This window comes from Ensifer sp. 22521, assembly GCF_052044795.1.
Lineage (GTDB): Bacteria > Pseudomonadota > Alphaproteobacteria > Rhizobiales > Rhizobiaceae > Ensifer.
Genome location: NZ_JBQENM010000003.1, coordinates 138,891 through 162,824 on the forward strand (window position 1 = coordinate 138,891; position 23,934 = coordinate 162,824).

Genomic DNA, 23,934 nt, shown 5'->3' on the forward strand with positions numbered 1-23,934 from the left:
GATCTAACTGAAATCGCTCGCCGCGACGTAAATCGCGGCGAGCACCTCGAGCCCAGCCTGATCCTCGGCATCGAAACGGTTGGGGCTCGGGCTGTCGAGATCGAGCACGCCGAGCACTCTGCCATCCTTGAGCAAAGGCACGACGAGCTCGGAGCGGGACCCGGCATCGCAGGCGATATGCCCGGGAAAGGCATGCACATCGGGCACCAGCATCGTCTGCCGTTGCGTGGCGGCAGCCCCGCAGACCCCTTTACCGACCGGAATGCGCACGCAGGCGACCTTGCCCTGAAACGGCCCGAGCACCAGTTCGTCATTCGGCCGTAGGAAATAGAAGCCGGCCCAGTTCAGATCCGGCACCAGATCGAAAACGAGGGCGGAAAGATTGGCGGCATTGGCGATGAAGTCGCGCTCGTCATGCAGAAGCCCGCCGAGCTGGCTCGCCAGTTCGCGGTAGAATTCGGGTTTGTTGCCGGTCTCGATTGTCTTCGTGGCAAACACTGTCTTACCTTTCAATTCTTCGCATACTTTGGCGCTCTGTGGCGGCGCGGCAATGGTTGATCGCTCCTGTGCGACAATTCGCGTGCAGCAATATCACCAACCTCGAACGCAGCAAATTGCGATCGCTCGTATGCAATCGATATATCCAATCCGACATATCGATTGCATATGCACGCACGGGACTTTCGCGGCAATTCCCGACACCAGGTCGCCGGTATCGAGCTTGCAGAATTCGAGGCGTCTCAGGACGATTTGAAGGACGCGTCCGCGATCGAATGCCTGCCCGATATCGTGGGGCAGCTGTTGGGCACGCGCCAGCCAGCATGAGGCACGGCAGGCTTGTCATCCGTCCGTTTCCGGAGCGGCCTCCACCCTTGTGATGATCTCGCCGAGCACAAAGTGTAGAGCATCGCGGTAGCCGTTGCGGGCTGACGGTCCGCTCTCGGCCGAGGTCATCACCACGGTCAGATCGAGGCTCGGCACGATGTAGAGCATCTGCCCGCCGTAGCCCCAGGCGAAGTGCACCTCCTCGCCAGCGATCTGGCGGTCGAACCAGCCGTAACCGTACTCGTCCCCGGAGAAACGCGAATTGGTGCGGTGCTGCCAGGATGCTGCGATCCATTCTGATGACACAAGCTGCTGGCCTGAGGTCGCGCGGCCGCCATTGCGGTAGAGTTCGCCGAAGGCAAGCAGGGAACGGGCGCTCATCGCCATCTGGTTGCCCCCGAGATAGATGCCTTGGGGATCGCGATCCCAGGATCCGATGCGAAAACCCTCGAGTAGCCCCAGCCAGTCGCTTGCCAGCGCCAGGGTTGACTTGCCGCTGACCTTCGTCAGGATCGCCGAAAGCAGGTGGGTCGATGCGGTGGAATAGAGCATCTCACCGCCCGGGTCGTCGTCGAAGGGCTGAGCGAGCGCCGTACGCACCCAGTTGCTGCTCGCGACCCATCGGCCATAGTTCGGCCCCGACAGCCGGCCAAGCCCGGCCTGCATCGACAGCAGGTTGCCGATGGTGATGTCGTTGATGCGCGGATCAGGCGAAGCCGGCAGGTCCGTCTTCAGGATCGGCGCGATCTTCTGGTCCGGCCCTTCGAGCAATCCCTTGTCGATCGCAATGCCGACCAGCGCCGAGATGATCGATTTTGACGCCGACTTGATGTTGGTCGAGTCGGTCACGCGGTTGCCGCGATAGCCGCGCTCGGCGAGGACCTTGCCGTCACGCGCGACGATCACGGTCTTCAGGGGCTCAAGCTCCTGCCGCGAAGCCAGTTCTTCCAGCAAGGTCGAAACCGGCGCCACCACCTGGGCAGCCGCCGGCAAGGTGAGCAACGTCAGGACGACGAGTGCCAAGGCGACGATCCGGGCGAAGAGAACGGCAGCAAATCTGAACATGGAACAGCATCTAAGACGATCTTCCGCCGCCGTCATCCACTGCACGGCCATCTCACGGCGATTTGACAACCGGGTGACTGAAAGGCCGTGGCGCTGACCTCAGGCCGTCGGTTGCCTTGCAAAGGCCTCAACGAAACGCCGCAGGCTCTGTTCGACGAACTCCGCGACAGGCACTTCTGGGTCGAAACTCCACCAGAGCAGCGATCCCTGCCATTGCGATGCCATCAGGAGTCCGAGTCCAGGGGCAGCGGCGGGCAATCCCGAAAGACATTCGTCGAGCACGCCGGAAAGCACGTCGCGCCATTTCGCTCCCCGCGCACGCAGCAGCGGGTCCCGCAGGTCTTCCCGGAGAATCCGGAGATCGTCGGCATAGGATTCGATGGCGCCATAATCGCCGGACAGGCCGACGAGCAGCGCGATGGCTCCCTCCGGCGTTCTCGGCACCGTCGCCACCAGCTCCGCCGTCTGGCGGTCAAGGCCGTCCCAGGCCTGGTTGAGCGCGCGCTGGATCAACTTCGTTTTGTTTTCAAAGCGCTGCACGAGGGTGGCGCCGGAAAGGCCGGTTCTTGCGGCGAGCGCCGCGAAAGTCAGGCCATCCGGCCCTTCGGCCCGCATCAGCGCAAATGCAGCCACCAGCACCTCTTCGTCTGGCATCGTTTTTGGTCGTGGCATCTTGACTCTCATTTATAACCGAACAATCATTTATATATCCCATTCAAGAGAAAGCACCAGCGGCTATCGGCCCCAAGGAGGAAAACAATGACGCTCGAAGGAAAAATCGCGCTCGTCGCCGGCGCGACACGGGGCGGCGGGCGCGGCATCGCCGCGGAACTCGGCGCCGCCGGCGCCACCGTCTACGTGACCGGCCGCACCACAAGGCAACAGCAATCCGAATACAAGCGGCCCGAAACGATCGAGGAAACGGCCGACATCGTCACCAGCCTCGGCGGCAAGGGTATTGCCGTTCAGGTCGATCATCTCCACCCGGCCGAAGTCGCAGCGCTGATCGCGCGCATCCGCCGTGAACAGGGGCGGCTCGATATCCTCGTCAACGACGTCTGGGGCGGAGAAAACCTGTTCGAGTGGGAGAAGTCCGTCTGGGAGCACAATCTGGAGAACGGCCTGAGGCTTCTGCGCCTCGGCATCGACACCCACCTGATCACCGCGCACTACGCCCTGCCCCTGATGATAGAGAAGCCGGGCGGGCTGCTCGTCGAGGTCACCGACGGCACCGCCGAGTACAATGCCACTCACTACCGCATTTCCCCCTTCTACGACCTCGCCAAGGTGGGGGCCAACCGCATGGCCTGGGCCCATGCCAAGGATCTGGCGCCGCACGGTGCGACCTCGGTTTCGATCACGCCCGGCTGGATGCGCTCCGAAATGATGCTGGAGCATTTTCAGGCGACCGAGGAAACCTGGCTGGAGGGGGCCAAGGTCCAGCCGCACTTCGTCATTTCCGAAAGCCCGCGCTTCGTCGGCCGCGCCGTCGCGGCGCTGGCGGCCGATCCGGACAGGGCGCGCTGGAACGGCCAGTCGCTGTCGAGCGGTGGACTGGCTCAGGTTTACGGTTTCACCGATCTCGACGGCTCGCGGCCCGATTGCTGGCGCTATATGCGCGAGGTGATGGAGGCAAACAAGCCGGCCGATGTCACTGGATATCGGTAAGCCTGATGTCGCATGCCGCTGCGGCTTCTCGATGCATCCCGCCCAATAGAGCGCGAGAAATGACGGTCATGACAACGGCCGAGCTTGAACCGAAAGGCGGGCTCCTGTAGGTCCGGGTTCGACGGAACGGCGCGGCAGCGCAATCAGGTGTGATGGAAGATGGCGTCGCGGGATCGTTATTCGAGAAAGCTGGAATGCGCGAAATGCGGAGCGTCCGGTTTCGCCGAAGCCTCTGAAAATGACAAGGCGAAGGGCGGTAACCGCGGCTTTCTCATCGACGTCATGCCCAAGGGCTTTTCGACCGAGCGCACCTCTCCCGACCCGGCCAAGCACATGGTCCGCTGCCGCTGCGGCAACATTTTTGCGTTCAAGCAGAAGACCGTCTACGCGCCCGGCAGCGAACCACGGGACTGATGCGCCTGGGGCAATCCGGGCGCCCGCGTTGAGAAAAAATTCACCATCTTGTCTCAACATCGGCCCAATCGGCGGGCAGCTATGGCGGCGCGCGTTCAAGTATTATTGATCGCCAGCGCCCAGGACAAAGGCTTGCAGCCAGGGCTGCCACCGCTTAATCGCTGAACTAAAGCCGACCCGCTATGCGTCGAACGCATGCCGTCGGTAACCGCGCCGAACGCAAGACGCTGGGCGGCGGCAGCATAGCCAGGAGCCCGCATGCGGCGCGAGACGATACAGAGCCCCTCCTCCCAAACGCCCTCCACTGGCAAGTTTTTCACGCACGTGCGTCGGATGCGGTATGCTCTGGCGATCGGCGCGCTGGCACTTGCGCTTTCCAGCTGCATGGCGCTCGATGCCGACGACGTGCGCGAACCGCCGCCGATCCCGGCCAAGCTGATCGCCGCCATGGCGAAGAACGGCAGCAAGCCTGAAAGCCCGGTTCTGGTGCGCATCTTCAAGCAGGAAAGCGAACTGGAGGTCTGGAAACAGAACAAGCAGGGCCAATACGCCCTGCTGAAGACCTACCCCATGTGCCGCTGGTCGGGGAAGCTCGGCCCGAAGACGAAGGTGGGCGACCGCCAGGCGCCGGAGGGTTTCTACCATGTCTCGGCCGGCATGCTGAATCCGAAGTCGCAGTATTTCCTGTCCTTCAATCTGGGCTATCCGAACCGGCTGGAATCGGCGCTCGGCTACACCGGCGAAGCGCTGATGGTGCATGGAGCCTGCTCGTCGTCGGGCTGTTACGCACTGACAGACCAGGGCGTCGGCGAGATCTACTCCGTCGTCCAGCGCGCGCTTGCCGGCGGCCAGGGCACCTTCCAGGTTCAGGCCTATCCTTTCCGCATGACCGCCGAAAACATGGCCAAGCACCGCGGTGATCCGAATTTCGAGTTCTGGAAGAACATTAAGCAGGGCTACGACATCTTCCAGACGACGAGGCGCCAGCCGAAGGTTTCGGCCTGCGGTCGCCGTTATGTCTTCAACACCGAATTCGCCGATGGCGAGCCGTCCGATCCGCTCGCGGCCTGCCCCGCCGCTGCGACGGCGCCAGACGCCGGGCTCGTGGCAAAGCTGCAATCGGAGGACGCGAAGCTCGCGGGCCTGATGGCAAACCAGACGTCGGCGCCGCTCAACGCCTATGTCGACGGCGGCATGCATCCGAGCTTCCGGGCGCTCCTTGAGAAAAACGGCGCCGAAAAGCTGGCAGCGAAGATCTCGGGAACTAAGTATCCTATTAGCCGACCCGAAGCGGCGCTGGCGGATCCCTACGCTGGCCTGTGATCGTTCGTCGGCTGGCGACGCACAATTGGCCTGAAAGATCGGTTGCATCGCCAGAAGCGAACACAGGACAATCGAGGGTTCTATGCCTGAAAGAGAGATCCGCCGCCGCACCTTCCTGCAACTCTCCGCGGGGCTCGCGGCCGCCGGATTGGCAGGCTGTGCCTCGACGCGGCCGACGGTGACGCGCTCCTATGCGCCGGAACCTATCCCCGAGATGAACGCCTTCCTTGCCGATATGTACGGCGAGAAGCCGAACGAACCCTATCCGCTGCCGGCCATTCCCTACGAGAAGATCGATCCCCGCTTCTATCGCCAGATGGTCGCCGACCCCACCGGCGAGAGGCCGGGAACGCTGGTCGTCGACGTCGGCAACCACTTTCTCTATCGGGTCTACGAGAACGGCCAGGCGATGCGCTACGGCGTCGGTCTCGGGCGCGCCGGCTTCGCCTGGGCCGGGCGCGGCGTCATCCAGTACAAACGCGAATGGCCGCGCTGGAAACCGCCGAACGAAATGGTGGCGCGCCAGCCCGAGCTGCAACAATTCAGCATCGAGGCCGGCGGCATGGACCCCGGCCTCAAAAACCCGCTCGGCGCGCGCGCCATGTATATCTTCCAGAACGGCGAGGACACGCTCTACCGCATCCATGGCTCACCGGAATGGTGGACCATTGGCAAATCGGTATCCTCGGGTTGCGTGCGCATGATCAACCAGGACGTGGTCGACCTTTACAATCGCGTGCCAAACGGCACGCCGATCGTCGTCACCGATCTCACGGGCGGGGGCATGGTGCAATCGCAGCCGATGCCGGAAATACAGCCACTTCCGGACTCCCAGCCACTTCCGGATTCGCAGCCACTGCCGCAGCCGCAGGACTATATGCAAATGGGACCGGACGGACTTCCGCCGCCTCAACCGCTCTGAGGCAAGCCGTCCGGTGATAGCTGGAAGGTCACGCCAAAGCGTAGCGCGTCACAAGACGAGCAGCGGCGTCTTACCTCTGACGCGATCGTAGAGATCGATCGCGTCCTGCTGCAGCATGCGCACGCAGCCGGCGGATGCGTTCTTGCCGATCGAGCGCCACTGCGGCGAGCCGTGGATGCGGTAGAGCGTGTCCTGACCGTTCTGGAAAATGTACATGGCGCGCGCGCCGAGCGGATTGTCGAGGCCCGGATCCATGCCGCCGGCGTCGATGCCGTATTTCTTGAGGTGCGGCTGGCGCGCTACCATGTCGTCCGGCACCGTCCAGCGCGGCCACTTGCGCTTCCAGTGCACGACCGCGCGCCCCTTCCAGGCGCGGCCCGCAGCACCGAGACCGACGCCGTAGCGGATGGCGCGACCGCCCGGCAGTACGTAGTAGAGGAACATCGTCTGGGTATCGACGACGATCGAATAGGGCGGCTCGTTGGTGGCATAGGCCACTTCCTGGCGCAGGAACTGCGGCTTGATCTCACCGTACTGGATGCCTGGAACGTCGTAGCCCTCGTCCTTCACCGGCGCATAGGCCTTGGCGTAGTCGAAGGTCTTCGTCGCCACGCCCGAGGCATCGGCTGCCTTCTCCGGCGAGCCACCGTCCCCGGCGATCGGCTCGATCAGCTTCGGCTTCGGTTCTGGTTTCGGGATCTGCGTGCAAGCGCTCAAGACAGAGCTGGCGATCACCGCGAGCAGCGAGCGGCGGGACAAATTCATCGACACGTTATTCTATTCCAGGTTGGGGATTTCGGTAGGAAATGTTCTGAGGAGAGGCCCGAGGCTGTTGGGCCGAACCGTGACCGAAATGTGGTGATAATCATTCTTTGGCGTGGATCGCCGCCCGCTGCGAGCACTCGTTTCCGGAGTGTTGCAGAATTCCCGCGCCACCTCTGTTGGCTGCCTTAGCCGATGGCCAGATCGCCCTTCGTGGGATCCGGAATGACGACGATGGTGCTACCGTCCCGCACCTGATCGTAGAGATAGACGACATCCTGATTGAGCAGGCGAATGCAGCCCGACGAGACCGCCTTGCCGATCGAATGCGCCTCGGGACTACCGTGAATCCGATAGAGCGTGTCCTTGCCGTCCTTGTGGATGTAGAGCGCACGGGCGCCGAGCGGGTTCTTGATGCCCGGCGGCATGCCGCCATTGGCGATGCTGTAGGGCGCGAGCTTCGGCTGGCGCGCGACCATCTCATCGGGCGGAGTCCACCGCGGCCATTTGCGCTTGTAGGCGACAATCGCCCGCCCGGACCACGCGAAACCCTCGCGGCCGACGCCGATGCCGTAGCGCATCGCCCGCCCGCCGGGCAGCACATGATAGAGATACTTCGCCGGCGTATCGACGATGAGCGTGCCGGGCCGCTCGCCGCTCGGATAATCCACCTCCTGTCGCCAGAACTTCGGATCGATCTCGGCGACCCTCACCTCGGGGATCGGAAACTCTTCATCCGGCATCGCGTGGTACATCGGCGGCACGACCGGCCCGGCCGCGGCGCGGACGGGTGTTGCCGCCGGCACGACCGCCGGCGTCGGACGCGCGGTCGCGCAACCGGTGACGAACAGCGAGGCTGCTCCGACGACAAGGCTGCGGCGGGTGAGCGTGATGCCGGTCTTGTGATCGGCCGTGGATGAAGAGGGCTCGTTTGGTTCGGTCATATCGGGCATTCAACGATTCGATTGTTGCAATGCCGCTTCAGAGGGAAGTCCTACCTTAAGGCTGCCTTAAGGGAGCGATTTAAGAGTTCCGCTCTCAAAAATGTGAGGAATAGCAATGCGAGTCCTGATCGTCGAAGACGACGATATCCTCAGAGACGGCCTGAAGGTCGGCCTGGCGCTGGCCGGATTTACCACCGATGCGGTCGGCACCTGCGACGCGGCGGCGACGGCACTCGCCGCCAACAGCTTCGACGCGATCGTACTCGATCTGATGCTGCCGGATGGTTCCGGCATGGATATCCTCAAGGACTTGCGCTCCAGCCAGAATGACACTCCCGTGCTCCTGCTGACGGCCCGCGACACAGTTCGCGATCGCGTGGCCGGCCTCGACACCGGCGCCGACGACTACCTCGGGAAACCCTTCGACCTCGACGAAGTGGCCGCACGGTTGCGGGCGCTGTCTCGGCGGTCTACCGGCCGTGCGACGGCGGCGCTCGAATGGGCAGGCCTGCGGCTCGATCCCGCCCGGCAATCGGTGGAACAGGCCGGCAAACCGGTGCAGCTCTCGCGGCGTGAGTATTCGATCCTGCACACGCTGATGGCACATCCCGGCGTCATCTTTTCGAAAACCAAACTCGAAGACAGGCTCTACGGCTGGCAGGAGGAAATCGAAAGCAACGCCGTCGAGGTCCACATCCATCATTTGCGCAACAAACTCGGCCCCGGCCTGATCGAAACCGTCAGGGGCATCGGCTATCGGCTGGGTGGGGCCGGCTGATGCGGTCGCTGCGCACCCGCCTCTTCGCCATACTGTTGATCACGACAGGACTGCTGTGGCTGTCAGCGACGGTGTGGATCTTCCTCAGCACGCGCGCCGAGGTGGAGCGTGTGCTCGACGCGCGGCTGATGGAGGCCGCGCGCATGGTGAATTCGCTGATCGTCAGCCCAGACATGATGAAGGAGGAAGGCGACGGTGACGCCAACCGTCCGGCGCAGAGCGCGATCAAGATTCCGATTCTGGAGCACCCGCACTACGACCGGCAGCTCTCCTGCCAGATCTGGTCGCTGGACGGCACGCTGATCGGCAAGTCGGACAGCGCTCCCGACACGACGCTCGCGCCGCATGCGATGGGCTTCTCGGAAACCGTCATCAACGGTGAGACCTGGCGGGTTTTCGCGGTCGAGAATGCCAGCCTCGGCGTACGCGTCCTCGTCGGCGACAACCTTCGCATCCGCGACCGGCTGGTCAACGATCTGGTCAAGGGGTTGCTGCTACCGGCGCTGCTGATCATCCCCCTTCTGGCCGTCTTGATCTGGCTCAGCGTCGGGCGCGGGCTGGCACCGCTCCGGAAACTTGCGGGCGATCTCGCCGCGCGCGAGGCTTCGGATCTGCACGCGATCGAAGACGTGGGCACGACGCGGGAAATCAGCCCGGTGTTGAAATCGCTGAACGGCCTCTTCGCCCGCGTCGCCGGTGCCCGCGAGCGCGAACAGAACTTCATCGCCTTTGCCGCCCACGAACTGCGCACGCCTCTGGCCGGCCTCAAGACGCAAGCCCAGGTCGCGCTTGCCAGCGACGACGGCGAGATCCGTGAAAAGGCGCTCGGCCAGATTGTCGCCGGGGTCGACCGGACCGGCAAGCTGGTGCGGCAACTGCTCGACATCGCCTCCGTCGAGGCCTCCGAGAGTGCCAAGCCAGCAGGAGCCTTCAATGCCGGTGAAATATTGACAGGTCTTCGGACCGAACTCGCCGGCCAGGCTCACCGGGTCGACGTCGCCATCGACCCGCACCTCTTCGGTGTGAAGATCGAGATGGATCCGGACCTGTTTCGCCTGGCGGCGCGCAACCTCCTGGAAAATGCGATCAACCATTCGCCGCCTGGCGCAACAGTCTCCTGCACCTGCGAGATGGCGGCCGGCCGCCTCGTCATTGTGATCAACGACACAGGCCCTGGCATTCCCGACGAGGAGATGCCGCACGTGACCGAGCGCTTCTTCCGCGGCCGCTTCAAGACATCGGTCGGCAGCGGCCTGGGCCTCAGCATCGTCGAACGGGCGCTGGATCGTACCGGCGCGGAGCTCGAGCTCCGCAACCGGCAGGGCGGCGGTTTGTCGGCTCGCATCGTGCTGCAGCAAAGCCTCATCCGGTAACCGGCTATAGGACCTAGCTCGAAAGGAGGCGTTGACCTCAGGATCAGGCGTGACACGCTCAGGCTTGGGTTCATATCGGCCATCCGCGAGAGCCCATTCTCCGGATGACGCGAACCGAAAGGAGACAGTCATGGCAGCGAACGGCAGCTACAACGGAAAGTGCTTCTGCGGCGCAGTCGAGATCGAAGTGAGCGGCGATCCGGCCGCCATGGGCTTCTGTCATTGCAATTCGTGCCGGACGTGGTCGGCGGGACCCGTGAATGCCTTCACGCTCTGGCCGCCGGAGAAGGTCCGCATCGTCAAGGGCGCGGACAATCTTGTCGGCTACCAGAAGACCGCGACGAGTGTGCGCAAATGGTGCAAGGCCTGCGGCGGTCACCTCATGACCGAGCATCCGCTCTGGGGCGTGACGGACGTCTTTGCTGCGGTCATCCCGACACTGCCGTTCAAACCCGCGCTCCACGTCAACTATCAGGAGACGGTGCTGCCGATGAAGGATGGCCTGCCCAAGTATCGCGACTTCCCGCCGGCATTCGGCGGCACCGGAGAATTGATCGCGGAGTGAATCAGGCCGCAGCCGGGGCGGTGCTCGCCAGATAATGCTGAAGGGCAGTGCGCGTGTTGACGAACAGGCGATCGGGGCCGAGCTGATCGGCAAAACCGGAGGCCCGCACATAGGCGAGCACATCCGGGTTCAGCTCGGCCAGCCAGACGGTGACCCCGTGCTCGCTGATGCGACGCTCGCCCTCCGTCATCATTTGCAGCGCGGAATATTCGATATCGAAGACCCGGCTCATGTCGAGCACGAGAACCTTGGGCTTGTGCTTGGCGACCAGCATCTGCGCCTGGTCTGCCACTTGCTGTGCATTGGCAAAGAACAGGCGCCCCTCCGGCCGAAGGATCAGCAGCCCTTCGAAGGTCTCGTCGTCAGGATGATCCGGCGACAGCGGCCGGAGCCGATCGGTGCCGCGCTTGCGGCCGACGACATAGACCTTCGCCGATGCTGCCTGGCGGGCCAGTCCGATGAAGGAAAGCACGATCGCGACGATGATGCCCTGCAGCGTCCCGAAGAGCAGCACGCCGAGGAAGGCCGCCAGCGCCCACTGAAACTCCATTCGCCGGACCTTGCGGACCGACCAGAAATCCGCCGGTTTGATAAGCCCTATCGAATAGACGATGACGATTGCCGCCAGGACCGCCTGCGGCAGCAGACCGAGCAGGGGCGCCAGCACCAGCATCGTGGCAGCCGCTGCCGCAGCGGTGACCAGCGACGCCACCTGCGAATGTCCACCGACGGCACGCACGACGGCCGTCTGTGATGTTCCGCCGCCGGCGCTCATGGCGCCGAAAAGCGCGCCGCCGAGATTTGCAGCGCCGGTTGCCAGTAATTCACGGTTCGCCCTGATCGGCGGGTCGGAGGGGGCGGCAAATGCACGCCCGGCGGCGATGGTCTCGGTGAAACTCATTAAAGCGATGCCGAGCGCGCCGGGCAGAAGCTCCTGCGCAAGACCGAGGCTCGGAAGCGTGATCGAAGGCAGAGACTGCGGGATGAAGCCGACGGTGGAGACACCGAGCGCCTCGAGGCCGGCGAACCAGGAAAGCGCAATGCCTGCAGCCACCGCCAGAAGCGGCGCCGGCGAATGCGGCCAGAGCCGCTCCATCGCAAGAAGCGCCACCAGCGCCGCAGCCGCAATTGCAAGCGTCAGTAGCGAGGTCTCGGACAGATGGCCGGCGATGCTCAGGATATCCCGGAAGAAGCCTTCCTTGGTGAAGTGAAGGCCGAGCAACTTCGGCACCTGGTCGAGCACGATGACGAGGCCGATGCCGGCCTTGAAGCCGATCAGGACCGGCGAGGAGATGAAGTTGGCGACGAAGCCGAAGCGGAGAAGCGAAGCCAGGATGAGAAGCCCACCGGTCATCGCCGTCAGCGTCGCGGTTGCCGTTATCAACTTGCCGGGATCGCCATCCGGGACGGCAAGGCCGAGCTGTGTTCCGGCGAGAATGGCAAGGGTCGTGGTCGACGAGACGCTCAGCACCCGGGACGTGCCGAGAAGCGCGTAGATGATCATCGGCACGAAGGCGGTGTAGAGACCGACACTGACAGGCAGACCGGCGACCGTGGCATAGGCCATCGCCTTTGGCAGAACCACGGCAGCGGCCGTGAGACCTGCAATCACGTCGAGCCGGAAACCCGCAGTGGCACCGCGACCGTCGCCGACAGGCGAATGCTCGTTCGATGCCATCCGGACTATCCTCTGGCAGGAGCTTTCATGAAGTCATTCTAAAGCGATAGCACTGGGTAAAATCCGTTGCAAGGAACGCCTCAGCCACACTTCGGGCATCGCTTGTCGCCTACCAAAGCAGGCGCTGGCAGGCTGCTCGACTTGCGGATATCTTGAGGACTGCGGGTGCCGGGCCGAGAGGAAATTTCGGCGGCAGGGAGCGAAGCCAAGGCGGACCGTCGCAGGCGTACGGAATCGTTGGCATGGCGGGCTTCCAACCTGGCAAGAGGGAGGGTTGCGTGGCGAAATCTCATCGCAGGAGCCATTCAAAAAGAATGCGGCGCCTGTTCTTCTCCAATCTCTACCAGCAACTTCAGGTGCTCTGGCCGATCTTCTCCGCAATCCTGATCGTGATGACCGGGTGCGGTGTCATTATTGGCCGCATCGAGGAATGGCGGCTCGACGAATCCCTCTATTTCACCTTCGTCACCGGGCTGACGATCGGCTACGGCGACATCACGCCCAAACACCTGAGCGCACGGCTGCTGGCTCTGGTGATAGGCTTTTCCGGCATCGTCCTGACCGGCCTCGTCGCGGCCATCAGCGTTCAGGCGCTGAACGCGACGAGCAAGGATGAAACGGACGATCGCTGAGGAGAGCGGGCCGGCAATGTACCCCCGCTCCCCGTCCAAGTCTGCCGAAGCTTAGCCGGCCACGAAGCGCCCTTCAGACACGATTTCGGAGAGGGCTTTGCGCGGGCTTGGTTGCTCGCGCTGTTGCAGAGCCTCCGGAAGCAGAGCCTTATCGCCGAGGCGTCCGATCGCGACGGCAGCCTCGATCCGGTAGTTTTCGGGAACTTCGAGTTCGGCCCGCGCGCGGTCGTAGTCGATGCCGGCCATGCCGTGCGCCTGCCAGCCGGAATGGGCCGCCTGAAGGGCGAGTGCGCCCCAGGCGGCGCCCGTATCGAAGGAATGGGTGTAGGAAGGCACCTCCTCGCTGGCGCCTGGCGGCAGCAGGGAGGTTTTCGACAGCACGAAGATGAGGGCCGAAGCCTCCTTTGCCCAACTGCGGTTGAACTCGTTCAGAAGACCGAGCAGCTTCTCCCAGTCCTGTCCGCCGCGGCGGGCATAGACGAAATGCCAGGGCTGGGCATTGTAGGCTGATGGCGCCCAGCGGGCGGCCTCCAGGATTTCGAACAGTTCGGCCTCGGAAATCTCTTCGCCCGAGTAGGCCCGCGGCGACCAGCGTTCGAGAAAAAGCGGATTGATCGCGTGATCCGCGACGCGTGAATTCACATGCAAGGTCATGGGGATGGTCCATTCATCGGCGACGTGCTGCCGCCTTTCGGGTTGGTCATTGACGGCCGAAGCTTTCGTATCGGTCGCAACGACTTCTCAAGGTCGAGATTTCATCGGAGAGTTCGGCGATGCGGTCCCTGAGCTCATTGGCCGTGCCGTCCTCGACATCGTCGAAGCCGAAACAGTCCCGCGCCTCGTGAAGTTCCAAACGGCCCTGCAGGACCTCGCGAATTGCGCTCAAACGCTCAAATTGCCGCAGCATACTCATCTCGGACCTCATTTTCAGCCGATCAACGCAAACCTGCGACGACCGGAGGGCGTTTCTGCCCAGCTCGACTCCTGACCGAGCCTTCCGAGATTATCCACTCAAATAGTAGATTAAAGGAATTCTGACCCAAAGAGCAGGCGAGAGATGAAAAAGTGCTCCGCTTTTGGCGCACGTCAAAGCCGCGAGTGAAGGGGCAGTGCAATGGAGGAAGGAGGCCGCGGTGATGGTGATGCGCTCAGCGGAATTGACGGACCTGGGCGATGGGAGGCTCGCCCAGGTCGGAAGCGGTCAAGCGGTCGGGAGGTCCTTCGCGTCGGGGCGGTTGCCATCGAGGAAGCCCATGTCCCGTTTCAGGTGATCCGACAGGTCTCTGACATCGACGACCTGGAGCGCACGGCGCTTTCGAGCGAACAGAAGCGCCAGCCAGGAGCGCGCGGAAAAATCGTTTGTCGACGAAAAACTACGTACTTGAATGGTTGTCATAGCCGTCATCCTCTTCATCAATCCGTCTAATGGACGGATCTTGAAAATGGTTACGAGCGGCATCACCTTCCAATCGAATATCGCTTACCATGCATAAGGCCATTTAATGCATAAGACACTTCCGCTTCCACCATTGACGGCGATCCGCGTCTTCGAGGCGGTCGCCCGGCATGGAAGCTTCACGAAGGCCGCAACCGAGCTCGGCATGACGCAGGCCGCGGTGAGTTATCAGATCAAGGTTCTCGAGGATCGGGTCGGCGCGCCCTTGTTTTTGCGCCGACCGCGGCAGATTGCCTTGACAGAAGTCGGACAGCGGCTCGCTCCGGCGGTCACGCAGGCCTTCGAGCAGCTCAGCGAAGCCTATGTCACGGCGCGCGGCGGCGCCCAGGGAACGCTTGTCATCAGCACGATCGCCACGTTCGCCTCCAATTGGCTGGCGCGGCGTCTTGGCTCCTTTCAGATCGCCCACCCTTCCCTTGCCGTCCGCCTTCAAACGGAGCCTCACCTGGTGGACTTCAGCCGCGAGGAGGTCGATATCGGCATTCGCTCAGGCCGCGGCGACTGGCCGGGGCTTACGGCGCACCGGCTGATCAACGCCGACTTCACCCCTATGCTCAGCCCGAGCCTCGCGGCCAGTATCGGCGGGGTGAAGGAGCCGGCCGATCTGTTGGGTCTGCCGCTGCTCGATCCCGGCGATCCCTGGTGGGCGAAATGGTTTGCGGCCGCGAATGTGCCAGCAGAGGGGCTTTCCAGTCGTCCCGGCGCCAGCATGGGCGCGCAGGCCTATGAGGGCAACGCCGCCACGGCCGGCCAGGGCGTGGCGATCCTGACGCCGGCGTTCTTCGCCGCCGAGCTGGCCGATGGGCGCCTCGTCCAGCCCTTCGATCTTCTCTGCAACGACGACCATGCCTACTGGCTGGTCTACCCGGAGACGCGGCGCAATTCACCGAAGATCAGCGCCTTCCGCCAATGGATCCTCGGCGAAATCGGGGTGTCATCGCGCTGAAGCGGGAACCGAGAACGGCACCCCGAACCGGACTGATCTGCCATGGAATTTTGAATCATTGCGGAACTCTCGGGCGTGCCCGGGAGTTGCATTCCCGAAGCGCCCATAGTGAGGGCATGCGGGAGCGAACATGCAACGCGAGCCGACGGAACAGTTCCGTTCAGCCACGCAGAACGCCTGGTGGACCGTAAATCGCGGCGATGGACCGATCGTCGGCACCGCGATCCACAATGGGCATGCCATGCGCAGCGATGCCCGGGCGCTGGTGGCGTTGACGGAGGAAGAAAGGCTGCGCGAGGAGGACCCGTTCACCGAATTCATCATCCGGGACCTTGCCAACCGCATCGTCGTCCATCGCTCGCGCTTCGAGGTCGATATCAATCGTGCCCGCGTAGGCGCCGTCTACCTCCAGCCCGCACAGGCCTGGGGTCTTTCCGTCTGGCGGGAGCAGCCGCCTGCGGAGTTGATCGAAACATCCCTTGCCGTCCATGACGAATACTATGCCATGCTCCGGTCGATGCTGACGGCGATCGAGCGCCGCCATCAGCGCTTCATCGTGCTCGACATACACAGCTACAACCATCGGCGGCAGGGGCCGGAGGCCGAACCGGCCGATATCGCCGAGGCACCCGAGATCAACATCGGAACCTCCTCCATGGATCGGGCCAAATGGGCCGACGTGATCGATACGCTGGTCGCTGCCATCAGCGCCACCACGCTCGCGGGTCGGCCTGTGGATGTGCGTGAAAACATTGCCTTCCAGGGACGCGGAGAACAGACGCGCTTCATCCACGAGCACTTTCCCGATACGGGCTGCGCGATCGCGATCGAGTTCAAGAAGACCTTCATGGACGAGTGGACCGGCAAGCCAGACCTCGAAGCGCTGAGGTCGCTGCGCACACTGGTCGGATCACTCGTTCCGATCCTGACCGAGGCGCTCGCGAGGCAGCGATGACGGACGGGAGACCCATGCGCGCGAGCCCTGACCCGGAGTGGCTCGATGAAGCCATTGCCCGACTGAAGGATGGTCGCGCCGTGCGACGGGACTTCGGCGAGGGTGGACGGCTGCACATCGACCGCCTGCTTCCCTTCCTCTGCGTCCATATCGCAGCCGAGCACCAGCAGCCGGTCGCGCGCGATATCGCCCAGGCGAATGCCGCCTATCTGCTGGCTCCGAGCGTCGATATCGCCGCCGTCGTCATCGAGCGGGTCGGCCGCGTGATCGAAGAGCGGCAGGGCATGTTCATCGTTCTCGAGTTTGCCGAGCTCGAAAGCGATGACCCGCCGGCCAAGGACGCGCCGTTCCTGCCGCCCTTCCTGATCGAGGTCGTCGCCGGGCTAAGCGGCGCCGAGCAGGTTGCCGCGAAAGCACTGATCGAGACCGCTGCGACGATCGAGGGAAAGTTCCGGACCCCGCATGTGACGCTTGTCGAGCGGCAACCGGAGGCACGGGCAGGGCGAAAGACCCTGGCGCTCGACTATCCCCATCTCACCGTGCGTTTTGCCCCCATCTACTGCGAGCCGGGCACCCGCCGCATCTATCCGCAATTGCGCGAGCGGCTGGTTGCGAGCGTCTTCGATGCTGGGCTCCGCGCCGTTGCGGCCTTCGCCCGCGCGCGGTCCGATGACTTCCGGCTACCGACGCATCGCGCCCTTGGCCGGAAAGCCTTCGTCGACGCGGTCGTGCGTGCCGACCGCGGCATCGACGAGATCGCCTCGAGCTTCGATTTCCTGCTCGCGGTGACGCCGATCAACGCCGAAACCGCCTGGGCGGAATTCGCGTCGAGCGGCTTTTCCCGAAGCCCCCGCCTCTACTATCGGCCGCTGGCGCTGCAGATCGAAACGGCCAAGCGCAAACTCTTCACCCTCAACTTCGAACACCTCGAAGATCCGCTGCTTTATGCCCTCTATCGGGAAAAGCAGCAGGAGGTCGATCTGCAGCTCTCGATGATATCCGCGCGCGAGACCCGCAAATTCGTCGAACTCGGCCGCGCACTCTACGGCCCGGTGGAAAGCGACCTTCTCAACGCCGCGTCCGACATCCTCGCGCGCACCGCAGCCGATGGCGCCTCGTCTCCGACATCCGGCAACAAGCGCGACTGCGACTACATAAGGGAGCGAGCCCAGGCGATGATATCAGCCTATCGGCGCCAGTCCGCCGATTTCACCGCCTCCGTCGAAATTCGCGACGACCTGCCAGCCGGCCTGCTCGTCTCGCGCGGCCAATTGCTAATCGCGCGAAGCTCGGCACTCGACCCCGATCGCGTCGAGGCGCTGCTGAACCACGAGGTCGGCGTACACCTGCTAACCTACTTCAACGGCTCGGCGCAGGGCCTCAGGATCCTCCGCTCCGGGCTTGCGGGTTACGAGGGCATGCAGGAAGGGCTTGCCGTTTTCGCCGAATACTTGAGCGCCGGCATGACCGCGGACCGGCTGCGGGTGCTTGCGGCGAGAGTCGTCGGCTGCGCGGCCCTGCTTGACGGCGCACCGTTTCCGGACACCTACCGGCTGCTCGTCGACGGCCACGGCTTCGGCACCGCCGAGGCCTTCAACATTACGCTGCGCATCTATCGCGGCGGCGGGCTGGTCAAGGACGCGATCTACCTGCGCGGCCTGTTGCAGCTTCTCGAGCATCTCGCCGACGGCGGCAGTCTCGAGCCCTTCTGGATGGGCAAGATCGCCGCGTCGCATTTCGGTGCGATCCAGGAACTCAATTTGCGCGGCCTCCTTGGTGCCGCGGCCATTCGCCCTATTTTCCTCGATGACGTCAAAGCGCGCGACCGACTTCAGCGAGCCCAGAGGGGAATTACCCCGCTCGACATGGTCGCAGAGTAGGAAACTAAATGCGCATCGCCTTTTTCGTCAACTCCATCGAGGGCGAAGAGACGGTCTATGCGACGACATCGCTTGCGCTTGCGGCACTCGCCCGTGGCCACGAGATCGTCTACGTCACCCCTGGTGATTTCATCCTGAGGCCCGATGGCCGCCTGATGATCCACGCCCTCAACCTCGGCGCGGCGAAGCCGCGCAAGGCCGAAACCTTCATCGCCGCGTTGCGGAGCGGCGCCACGCGGCGTGAGACGCTGGACATCGCCGACGTCGACGTTCTGTTTTTGAGAAGCGACCCGTCGGAAGACGCCGGTCCGCGCCCCTGGGCCACCCAGGCGGGCGTGATTTTCGGGCGGCTTGCGGCCGAGCGCGGGGCAATCGTCGTCAACGATCCCGACGGGCTGACGCGGGCGCAGAACAAGCTCTATCTCCAGGACTTTCCCGAAATCGTCCGGCCGACCACGCTGATCTCGAAGCATATCGAGGAGATCAGGGCCTTTGTCGACGAGCACCCGGAAGGTGTCATTCTGAAGCCGCTGCAGGGCTCCGGCGGCAAGAACGTCTTCAAGGTTAGCTCCAGCCACGAGACGAACCTCAACCAGATCTTCGAGGCGGTCAGCGAGATGGGCTATGTGATCGCACAGGAATATCTGCCGGCAGCAACGGAAGGCGACGTCAGGCTGTTCCTGATGAACGGCCGGCCGCTCAAACGCGGCGATACCTACGCTGCGGTTCGGCGCGTCCCGGCGGAAGGTGAGCTACGTTCCAACATGCATGTCAACGGCAGGCCCGTCGCCGCCGTCGTCACGCCGGAAATGCTCGCGGTGGCCGAACAGATGCGGCCGAAGCTGGTGCGCGACGGCATGTTCCTCGTCGGTCTCGACGTGGTCGGCGACAAGCTCGTTGAGGTCAACGTCTTCACCCCCGGAGCCCTGCCTGAAATCGCCGAACTGACATCGATCGATTTCAGCGAGGACATCATGGCGGCGCTCGAACGGAAGCTCGACATCAAACGGGCCCATGTCGGCACACTTACCAATCGCGAACTGGCCACGCTCTGACCGATAGCCAGCCCTCGCGACGGGCCTGCGACCGGGGAAATCCTACCTTTCACACTGTCAAAGCCTTACGCGCGCGGTATAAGCGCCGCGCAGCCGGATATCTTCGTGCTCCCAAGCGCCGGCGCGTCCAATGCGACGCCCTCCCAAGGCCCAAGCTCCGGCGTCAACGACATCATGAGGTTAATCCATTGGCAGGTATCATCACCAAGGGCGCTGAGCCCACGCGCGCGGCCTCATCCGCGTCACCGGACGCGACGGGCTATCGATTTGCCCTCTTCGCGCTCACCTCACTGTTCTTCATGTGGGGCTTCATCACGTGCCTGAACGACATTCTGATCCCGCATCTGAGAAACGTCTTCTCGCTCAACTACACGCAGTCGATGCTGATCCAGTTCTGCTTCTTCGGCGCCTATTTCATCGTCTCGCTGCCCGCCGGCGCGCTCGTCAAGCGCATCAGCTACAAATGGGGGATCGTGCTCGGCCTCGTCATCGCCGCCATCGGCTGCGCGCTGTTCGTCCCGGCGGCAAGCTATCGCATCTATGCGCTGTTCCTCGGTGCTCTCTTCGTGCTGGCAAGCGGCATCACGCTGCTGCAGGTTTCGGCCAATCCCTATGTGACCGTGCTTGGTCCGCCGGATACGGCCGCGAGCCGCCTGACCCTGACCCAGGCCTTCAACTCGCTCGGCACGACGCTGGCCCCGATGTTCGGTGCGGCGTTGATCCTGTCGGCTGCTGTCGTCGCCACCGCCGACGCGACGCCGGAGCAGCTCGACGCGCTGAGGCTCGCCGAAGCAAGCGCGGTCAAGATGCCCTACCTGCTTCTTGCCGCCGCCTTCCTGCTGCTTGCGGCGCTCTTCGCCGCCCTGAAGCTGCCGACCGTCGAAGTGCATGACGAGATCGAGCCGATCACCGACGGCAAGTCGGCTTGGCACTACCGCCACTTGGTCCTCGGCGCCATCGGCATCTTCGTCTATGTCGGCGCGGAGGTCAGCATCGGCAGCTTCCTCGTCAACTTCTTAAACCAGCCCGATATTGCCGGCCTCTCCGAAGCCGAAGCCGCCCATTATGTGATGTATTTCTGGGGCGGAGCGATGGTCGGCCGGTTCATCGGCGCGGTTGCGATGCGCTTCGTCGACGACGGCAAGGCGTTGGCCTTCAACGCAGTCGCAGCGATCGTGCTGTTGCTGCTAACCGTCTTTGCCGGCGGCAGCGTTGCCATGTGGTCGGTTCTGGTGATCGGGCTTTTCAACTCGATCATGTTCCCGACGATCTTCAGCCTGGCGCTCTACGGCCTCGGGAAATACACGAGCCAGGGCTCCGGCATCCTGTGCCTGGCAATCGTCGGCGGCGCGCTGCTGCCGCTGGTTCAGGGCGGCCTTGCCGACAACATCGGCATCCACCTTGCCTTCCTGATGCCCGTCGCCTGCTATGCCTATATCGCCTTCTACGGCCTGAAGGGGCACAAGCCGACCTGATCTCAGAAGCCGCACTTCGCCGCCTCGGCGGCGAAGTGCTTTCCAGCCTCTTAAATTGGTGCAGTTCCAGACGGAAACCGCTTCAAATTTTCATGGAATTGTTCTGGCGCCTAAAGCGACTCATCGACGATGACGACCGGGCGCCCCATGGAGCAAGCCTCCACACGCGCCTCGACGCGGTAGACCGAGCGCAGCATGTCCGCGGTGATGACCTCATGGGTCGGGCCGCTCGCCAGCACCGAACCGCCGCTGATGACGATCGTGTCGTCGCAGTAGCGCAGCGCATGGTTCAGGTCGTGCAGCGCGATCAGCACCGCCATGCCCGACTGCGCCGACAGGCGCTTCATGAAGCCGAGTACCTCGATCTGGCGGAAGAGATCAAGCGCCGAGGTCGGCTCGTCCATCAACAGCACTTCGGGCTTGCGCACCAGGGCCTGGGCTATGGAGACAAGCTGGCGCTGGCCACCGGAAAGCTCGCCGAGACCGCGAAAGGCGAGGTCGGCGATCCGGAGCTCGCCGAGCACCCGGTCGATCTCGGCGAGTTCGGCGTCCTTCACCTTCCAGCCGGAACCCTGCTTGGCCGACAGAAGCACCGACTCGTAGACGGTGAGCACGGCATTGGCGCCGGTATCCTGCGGCATGTAGCAGATGCCCTCGGGCCCCTTGGACGTGTCCGAAAGGTGGACGGTGCCGGGCCCGGACGTCAGGCTTGCGATGCGCTTGAACAGCGTCGACTTGCCGGCGGCATTGGGACCGATCACCGCCGTCAGGCCACCGCCCCTAAGGACACCTGTATTGACGTCCGACAGCACCACGCGCCGGCCATAGTTCGCACCAACCTTTTCCAGCGTCAGGCTTACCATGCACGCCTCCTGTTGGTGAAAATCAGCACGAAGAAGAAGGGCACGCCGACGAGCGCGGTGATGACGCCGATCGGAAGCACCGCGCCCGGAATCAGCATCTTGCTGACGACCGAGGTGACCGAAAGCAGCAGCGCGCCGCAGAGCACCGAGGCCGGCAGGAAGAAGCGCTGATCCTCGCCGACCAGCATGCGGGCGATATGCGGCCCGACGAGACCGACGAAACCGATCGTGCCGACGAAGGAGACCGGGATCGCCGCAAGCAGGCTGACCGTCATCATCGCCTCGAGCCTTAGCCGGCGAACATTGATGCCGAAGCTCGCCGCCTTGTCGTCGCCGAGCCGGAGCGCCGTCAGCGCCCAGGCGTGCCGTGCAAAGAGCGGCAAGGCGAACAGCAGCACGGCGCCGGTGATCCAGACCTTCGGCCATGTTGCCTTGGTGAGGCTGCCCATCGTCCAGAACACGACCGCGGCCAGCGCTTGCTCGGAGGCGAGGTATTCGAGCAGCGACAGCGCAGCATTGAAGGTGAAGACGAGCGCGATGCCGAGCAGCACGATCGTTTCCACTGTGACGCCGCGCATGGTGGAGGCGAAGTGGATGAAGAGCGCCGCCAGCATCGCCATCAGGAAGGCGTTGATCGGCACCATGTACTGGACCGCAACCGGAAAGACCGCGACGCCGGCAACGAGGCCGAGGGCCGCGCCGAAACCGGCAGCGGCGGAGATGCCGAGCGTGAACGGACTTGCCAGCGGGTTGGCGAGGATCGTCTGCATCTGCGCGCCGGCGACCGACAGCGAGGCGCCGACCGTCACGGCCATCAGCGCGATCGGCATGCGGATGTCCCAGATCACCACCCGGAGCTGGTCGCTCACGGTTTCCGACCGGAACAGCGCCGTCAGCACATCGGCGAGCGGATAGTTCGCGGGGCCGAGCGCCATGTCGACAGCGACGGACGCAAACAGCGCGCCGATGAGACAGAAGATCAACACCAAACGGCGCAGGACGAGGGCGCGGTAGCGCCCTCGTCCTTCCATGCCGGAAACCTGGTCGGTCATGGCAACCATCACTCACCATCCTTCGGAAGCGAAACGAAATAGCCCGGGCGATAGGTCACCGGCAGGAACTTCTCGTGAAACTCTCGGAAAGTCCGATCCGGGTCGAGGTCGGCAAAGAGCTCCGGATGGAACCACTTGGCAAACTGCTGGATCGGAATGAACTCGTAAGGCGCGCCATAGAACTGATGCCAGACGGCGTGAACGTTGCCCTCCTTCACCGCCTTCAATCCGGGAAAGCCCGGGCGCTGCATCAGGCCGCGCAGACGCTCTTCAGCCGCCGCCGTATCGGCGCCACGGCCGACGCTGACGAACTGGTTGAGATCGGATTCCGCCGACCAGTTGCTGCCGGTGATGATGACATGGTCGGGATCGCTGACGATGAGCTGCTCGGGATTGAGGTCGCCGAAGGTGCCCTTGATCACGTCCGAACCGATATTGTGGCCGCCGGCCTCTTCCACCATCTTGCCGAAATTGGCCGGACCGAAGGTTCGGCAGCAGACGACGTCGCCGGTGATACCGGGAGAGCGCTCGATAAAGACTTTGGGGCGTGCGATTGCCCCCGCCTTCTTCAGGCGGTCCGTCACCAACGCGATCTGGGCATTGCGGTATTCGATGAATTCACGCGCCTTTGCCTCGGCGCCGAAGAGCTGGCCGAGGATTGCGACCGATTTCTCGCTGTTGGCAGCCGGATCGACGCGGAAATCGAGATAGACGACGGCGATGCCGGCGGCCGCCGCCTTCTCGATGAAGCCGGATTCCTCGACGGCCTTCTCAGCCTCGAGGTTCAGGGTCAACACATCGGGCTGCAACGCGATCGCCGCTTCGAGGCTGAAATCGCCTGAAGGGATATAGCCGAAACGCGGCAGCTTCTCGATCTCGGGGAAGCGCTCGACATAGGCGGCGTAGGAATCCGGATCCTTTTTCACGAGATCGTCGCGCCAGCCGACGATCGTGTCGAAGACATGCTCGCCTTTCAGCGCCGCCGCGACATGGATCTGCCGCGCCTCGCCCAGCAGCACGCGCTTGGCGGGCAGCGCGATTTCGACCCGGCGGCCGGTAACGTCGATGATTTCCGCGGCACTAGCCGGCAGAGCCGCCAGCACTATGGCGGCGATCATCGCCGACGCGATTTTCCTGAAGATCGGCATTCTCATTCCTTTCGATCGCGACGCTGCTGCTGTTTTTTTAAATCGCATGCGATTTAAGGGCGAAAACATGCAGCAATTCAAAGTGCTACGGCGACCTTTGCGCGTCTAATAAGACGCGCGGCGCCGTAGAGACCTCCCCTCCTCCGGCTGTCGAT

General features: G+C 63.5%; 26 protein-coding genes. 14 read left to right on the top strand and 12 right to left on the bottom strand.

The window, feature by feature from the left end:
* Positions 1–3: 3 nt before the first annotated feature.
* The 3 genes from ACTJKE_RS04760 to ACTJKE_RS04770 form a co-directional block, all read right to left on the bottom strand.
* A complete protein-coding gene (locus ACTJKE_RS04760; RefSeq protein ID WP_440691289.1) occupies positions 4–498 on the bottom strand; it encodes a GAF domain-containing protein in 495 nt (164 codons plus the stop codon).
* 342 nt (positions 499–840) lie between these two features.
* On the bottom strand, positions 841–1,890 hold the full coding sequence (locus ACTJKE_RS04765; RefSeq protein ID WP_440635617.1) for a serine hydrolase domain-containing protein: 1,050 nt from the start codon (positions 1,888–1,890) through the stop codon (positions 841–843).
* A 99-nt stretch (positions 1,891–1,989) separates the two neighbouring features.
* Positions 1,990–2,562 (bottom strand): TetR/AcrR family transcriptional regulator, encoded by a 573-nt coding sequence (locus ACTJKE_RS04770; protein WP_058329758.1) that lies wholly within the window; start codon positions 2,560–2,562, stop codon positions 1,990–1,992.
* 87 nt (positions 2,563–2,649) lie between these two features.
* On the opposite strand from ACTJKE_RS04770, the gene ACTJKE_RS04775 reads away from it, so the two are divergent.
* The 4 genes from ACTJKE_RS04775 (at position 2,650) to ACTJKE_RS04790 (ending at position 6,217) form a co-directional block, all read left to right on the top strand.
* On the top strand, positions 2,650–3,558 hold the full coding sequence (locus tag ACTJKE_RS04775) for an SDR family oxidoreductase (protein WP_440691291.1): 909 nt from the start codon (positions 2,650–2,652) through the stop codon (positions 3,556–3,558).
* Positions 3,559–3,717: 159 nt separating this feature from the next.
* A complete protein-coding gene (locus ACTJKE_RS04780) occupies positions 3,718–3,972 on the top strand; it encodes a hypothetical protein (RefSeq protein WP_113511483.1) in 255 nt (84 codons plus the stop codon).
* A gap of 333 nt (positions 3,973–4,305) precedes the next feature.
* On the top strand, positions 4,306–5,295 hold the full coding sequence (locus tag ACTJKE_RS04785) for a hypothetical protein (RefSeq protein WP_440691293.1): 990 nt from the start codon (positions 4,306–4,308) through the stop codon (positions 5,293–5,295).
* A gap of 82 nt (positions 5,296–5,377) precedes the next feature.
* Positions 5,378–6,217, top strand: a complete 840-nt coding sequence (locus ACTJKE_RS04790) for a L,D-transpeptidase family protein (RefSeq protein WP_440660264.1) — start codon at positions 5,378–5,380, stop codon at positions 6,215–6,217.
* Positions 6,218–6,265: 48 nt separating this feature from the next.
* Here ACTJKE_RS04790 and ACTJKE_RS04795 read toward each other — a convergent pair whose 3' ends face one another.
* Both ACTJKE_RS04795 and ACTJKE_RS04800 read right to left on the bottom strand, forming a co-directional pair.
* Complete coding sequence (locus tag ACTJKE_RS04795) at positions 6,266–6,982, bottom strand: L,D-transpeptidase (RefSeq protein WP_440691295.1); 717 nt, start codon at positions 6,980–6,982, stop codon at positions 6,266–6,268.
* Positions 6,983–7,167: 185 nt separating this feature from the next.
* Positions 7,168–7,923: a L,D-transpeptidase gene (locus ACTJKE_RS04800; RefSeq protein ID WP_440660261.1), complete on the bottom strand. Its 756-nt coding sequence runs from the start codon at positions 7,921–7,923 to the stop codon at positions 7,168–7,170.
* A 115-nt stretch (positions 7,924–8,038) separates the two neighbouring features.
* Here ACTJKE_RS04800 and ACTJKE_RS04805 point away from each other — a divergent pair, with 115 nt between their 5' ends.
* The 3 genes from ACTJKE_RS04805 (at position 8,039) to ACTJKE_RS04815 (ending at position 10,639) form a co-directional block, all read left to right on the top strand.
* The gene (locus tag ACTJKE_RS04805) at positions 8,039–8,701 is read left to right on the top strand and encodes a response regulator (RefSeq protein ID WP_057251842.1); all 663 of its coding nucleotides are present in this window, start codon (positions 8,039–8,041) and stop codon (positions 8,699–8,701) included.
* Positions 8,701–10,074, top strand: a complete 1,374-nt coding sequence (locus ACTJKE_RS04810; RefSeq protein ID WP_440660259.1) for an ATP-binding protein — start codon at positions 8,701–8,703, stop codon at positions 10,072–10,074. Before ACTJKE_RS04805 ends, ACTJKE_RS04810 begins: the two co-directional genes overlap by 1 nt.
* Positions 10,075–10,204: 130 nt before the next feature.
* Positions 10,205–10,639 carry a GFA family protein gene (locus ACTJKE_RS04815; RefSeq protein ID WP_058329751.1) on the top strand — a complete coding sequence of 145 codons (435 nt, stop codon included), beginning with the start codon at positions 10,205–10,207 and terminating at the stop codon, positions 10,637–10,639.
* A gap of 1 nt (position 10,640) precedes the next feature.
* Here ACTJKE_RS04815 and ACTJKE_RS04820 read toward each other — a convergent pair whose 3' ends face one another.
* A complete protein-coding gene (locus tag ACTJKE_RS04820) occupies positions 10,641–12,317 on the bottom strand; it encodes a SulP family inorganic anion transporter (RefSeq protein WP_440691297.1) in 1,677 nt (558 codons plus the stop codon).
* A 314-nt stretch (positions 12,318–12,631) separates the two neighbouring features.
* On the opposite strand from ACTJKE_RS04820, the gene ACTJKE_RS04825 reads away from it, so the two are divergent.
* Entirely contained in the window at positions 12,632–12,949 is a 318-nt protein-coding gene (locus ACTJKE_RS04825; protein ID WP_058329749.1) for a potassium channel family protein, read from the top strand.
* A 51-nt stretch (positions 12,950–13,000) separates the two neighbouring features.
* Here ACTJKE_RS04825 and ACTJKE_RS04830 read toward each other — a convergent pair whose 3' ends face one another.
* The 3 genes from ACTJKE_RS04830 to ACTJKE_RS04840 all read right to left on the bottom strand — a co-directional run bounded on the left by ACTJKE_RS04830 (position 13,001) and on the right by ACTJKE_RS04840 (position 14,345).
* Complete coding sequence (locus tag ACTJKE_RS04830; protein WP_058322866.1) at positions 13,001–13,603, bottom strand: nitroreductase family protein; 603 nt, start codon at positions 13,601–13,603, stop codon at positions 13,001–13,003.
* Positions 13,604–13,649: 46 nt separating this feature from the next.
* Positions 13,650–13,862 (bottom strand): hypothetical protein, encoded by a 213-nt coding sequence (locus ACTJKE_RS04835; RefSeq protein WP_057251848.1) that lies wholly within the window; start codon positions 13,860–13,862, stop codon positions 13,650–13,652.
* 288 nt (positions 13,863–14,150) lie between these two features.
* Complete coding sequence (locus ACTJKE_RS04840; protein ID WP_440691299.1) at positions 14,151–14,345, bottom strand: hypothetical protein; 195 nt, start codon at positions 14,343–14,345, stop codon at positions 14,151–14,153.
* A gap of 106 nt (positions 14,346–14,451) precedes the next feature.
* On the opposite strand from ACTJKE_RS04840, the gene ACTJKE_RS04845 reads away from it, so the two are divergent.
* The 5 genes from ACTJKE_RS04845 (at position 14,452) to ACTJKE_RS04865 (ending at position 20,716) form a co-directional block, all read left to right on the top strand.
* Positions 14,452–15,351 carry a LysR substrate-binding domain-containing protein gene (locus ACTJKE_RS04845; protein WP_440691301.1) on the top strand — a complete coding sequence of 300 codons (900 nt, stop codon included), beginning with the start codon at positions 14,452–14,454 and terminating at the stop codon, positions 15,349–15,351.
* Between the two features lie 130 nt (positions 15,352–15,481).
* Positions 15,482–16,306 carry an N-formylglutamate amidohydrolase gene (locus tag ACTJKE_RS04850; protein WP_440691303.1) on the top strand — a complete coding sequence of 275 codons (825 nt, stop codon included), beginning with the start codon at positions 15,482–15,484 and terminating at the stop codon, positions 16,304–16,306.
* 14 nt (positions 16,307–16,320) lie between these two features.
* Positions 16,321–18,186 (top strand): flavohemoglobin expression-modulating QEGLA motif protein, encoded by a 1,866-nt coding sequence (locus ACTJKE_RS04855; RefSeq protein WP_440691305.1) that lies wholly within the window; start codon positions 16,321–16,323, stop codon positions 18,184–18,186.
* Positions 18,187–18,194: 8 nt separating this feature from the next.
* On the top strand, positions 18,195–19,241 hold the full coding sequence (locus tag ACTJKE_RS04860) for a glutathione synthase (protein ID WP_440691307.1): 1,047 nt from the start codon (positions 18,195–18,197) through the stop codon (positions 19,239–19,241).
* Positions 19,242–19,441: 200 nt separating this feature from the next.
* A complete protein-coding gene (locus ACTJKE_RS04865) occupies positions 19,442–20,716 on the top strand; it encodes a sugar MFS transporter (RefSeq protein WP_440691401.1) in 1,275 nt (424 codons plus the stop codon).
* Positions 20,717–20,826: 110 nt separating this feature from the next.
* Here the strand turns inward: ACTJKE_RS04865 and ACTJKE_RS04870 are convergent, their stop codons facing one another.
* Genes ACTJKE_RS04870 through ACTJKE_RS04880 form a run of 3 tightly spaced genes read right to left on the bottom strand, consistent with a single transcriptional unit; the run spans position 20,827 to position 23,749 of the window.
* Positions 20,827–21,579: an ABC transporter ATP-binding protein gene (locus ACTJKE_RS04870; protein WP_057251854.1), complete on the bottom strand. Its 753-nt coding sequence runs from the start codon at positions 21,577–21,579 to the stop codon at positions 20,827–20,829.
* Entirely contained in the window at positions 21,573–22,640 is a 1,068-nt protein-coding gene (locus tag ACTJKE_RS04875; RefSeq protein ID WP_440660251.1) for a FecCD family ABC transporter permease, read from the bottom strand. The genes ACTJKE_RS04870 and ACTJKE_RS04875 overlap by 7 nt, the downstream gene beginning before the upstream one ends.
* Entirely contained in the window at positions 22,640–23,749 is a 1,110-nt protein-coding gene (locus ACTJKE_RS04880) for an ABC transporter substrate-binding protein (protein WP_440691309.1), read from the bottom strand. The genes ACTJKE_RS04875 and ACTJKE_RS04880 overlap by 1 nt, the downstream gene beginning before the upstream one ends.
* Between ACTJKE_RS04880 and ACTJKE_RS04885 the strand changes: the two genes are divergently transcribed.
* Complete coding sequence (locus ACTJKE_RS04885; RefSeq protein ID WP_162733605.1) at positions 23,736–23,888, top strand: hypothetical protein; 153 nt, start codon at positions 23,736–23,738, stop codon at positions 23,886–23,888. The two genes, ACTJKE_RS04880 and ACTJKE_RS04885, sit on opposite strands and share 14 nt — an antisense overlap.
* Positions 23,889–23,934 lie beyond the last annotated feature (46 nt).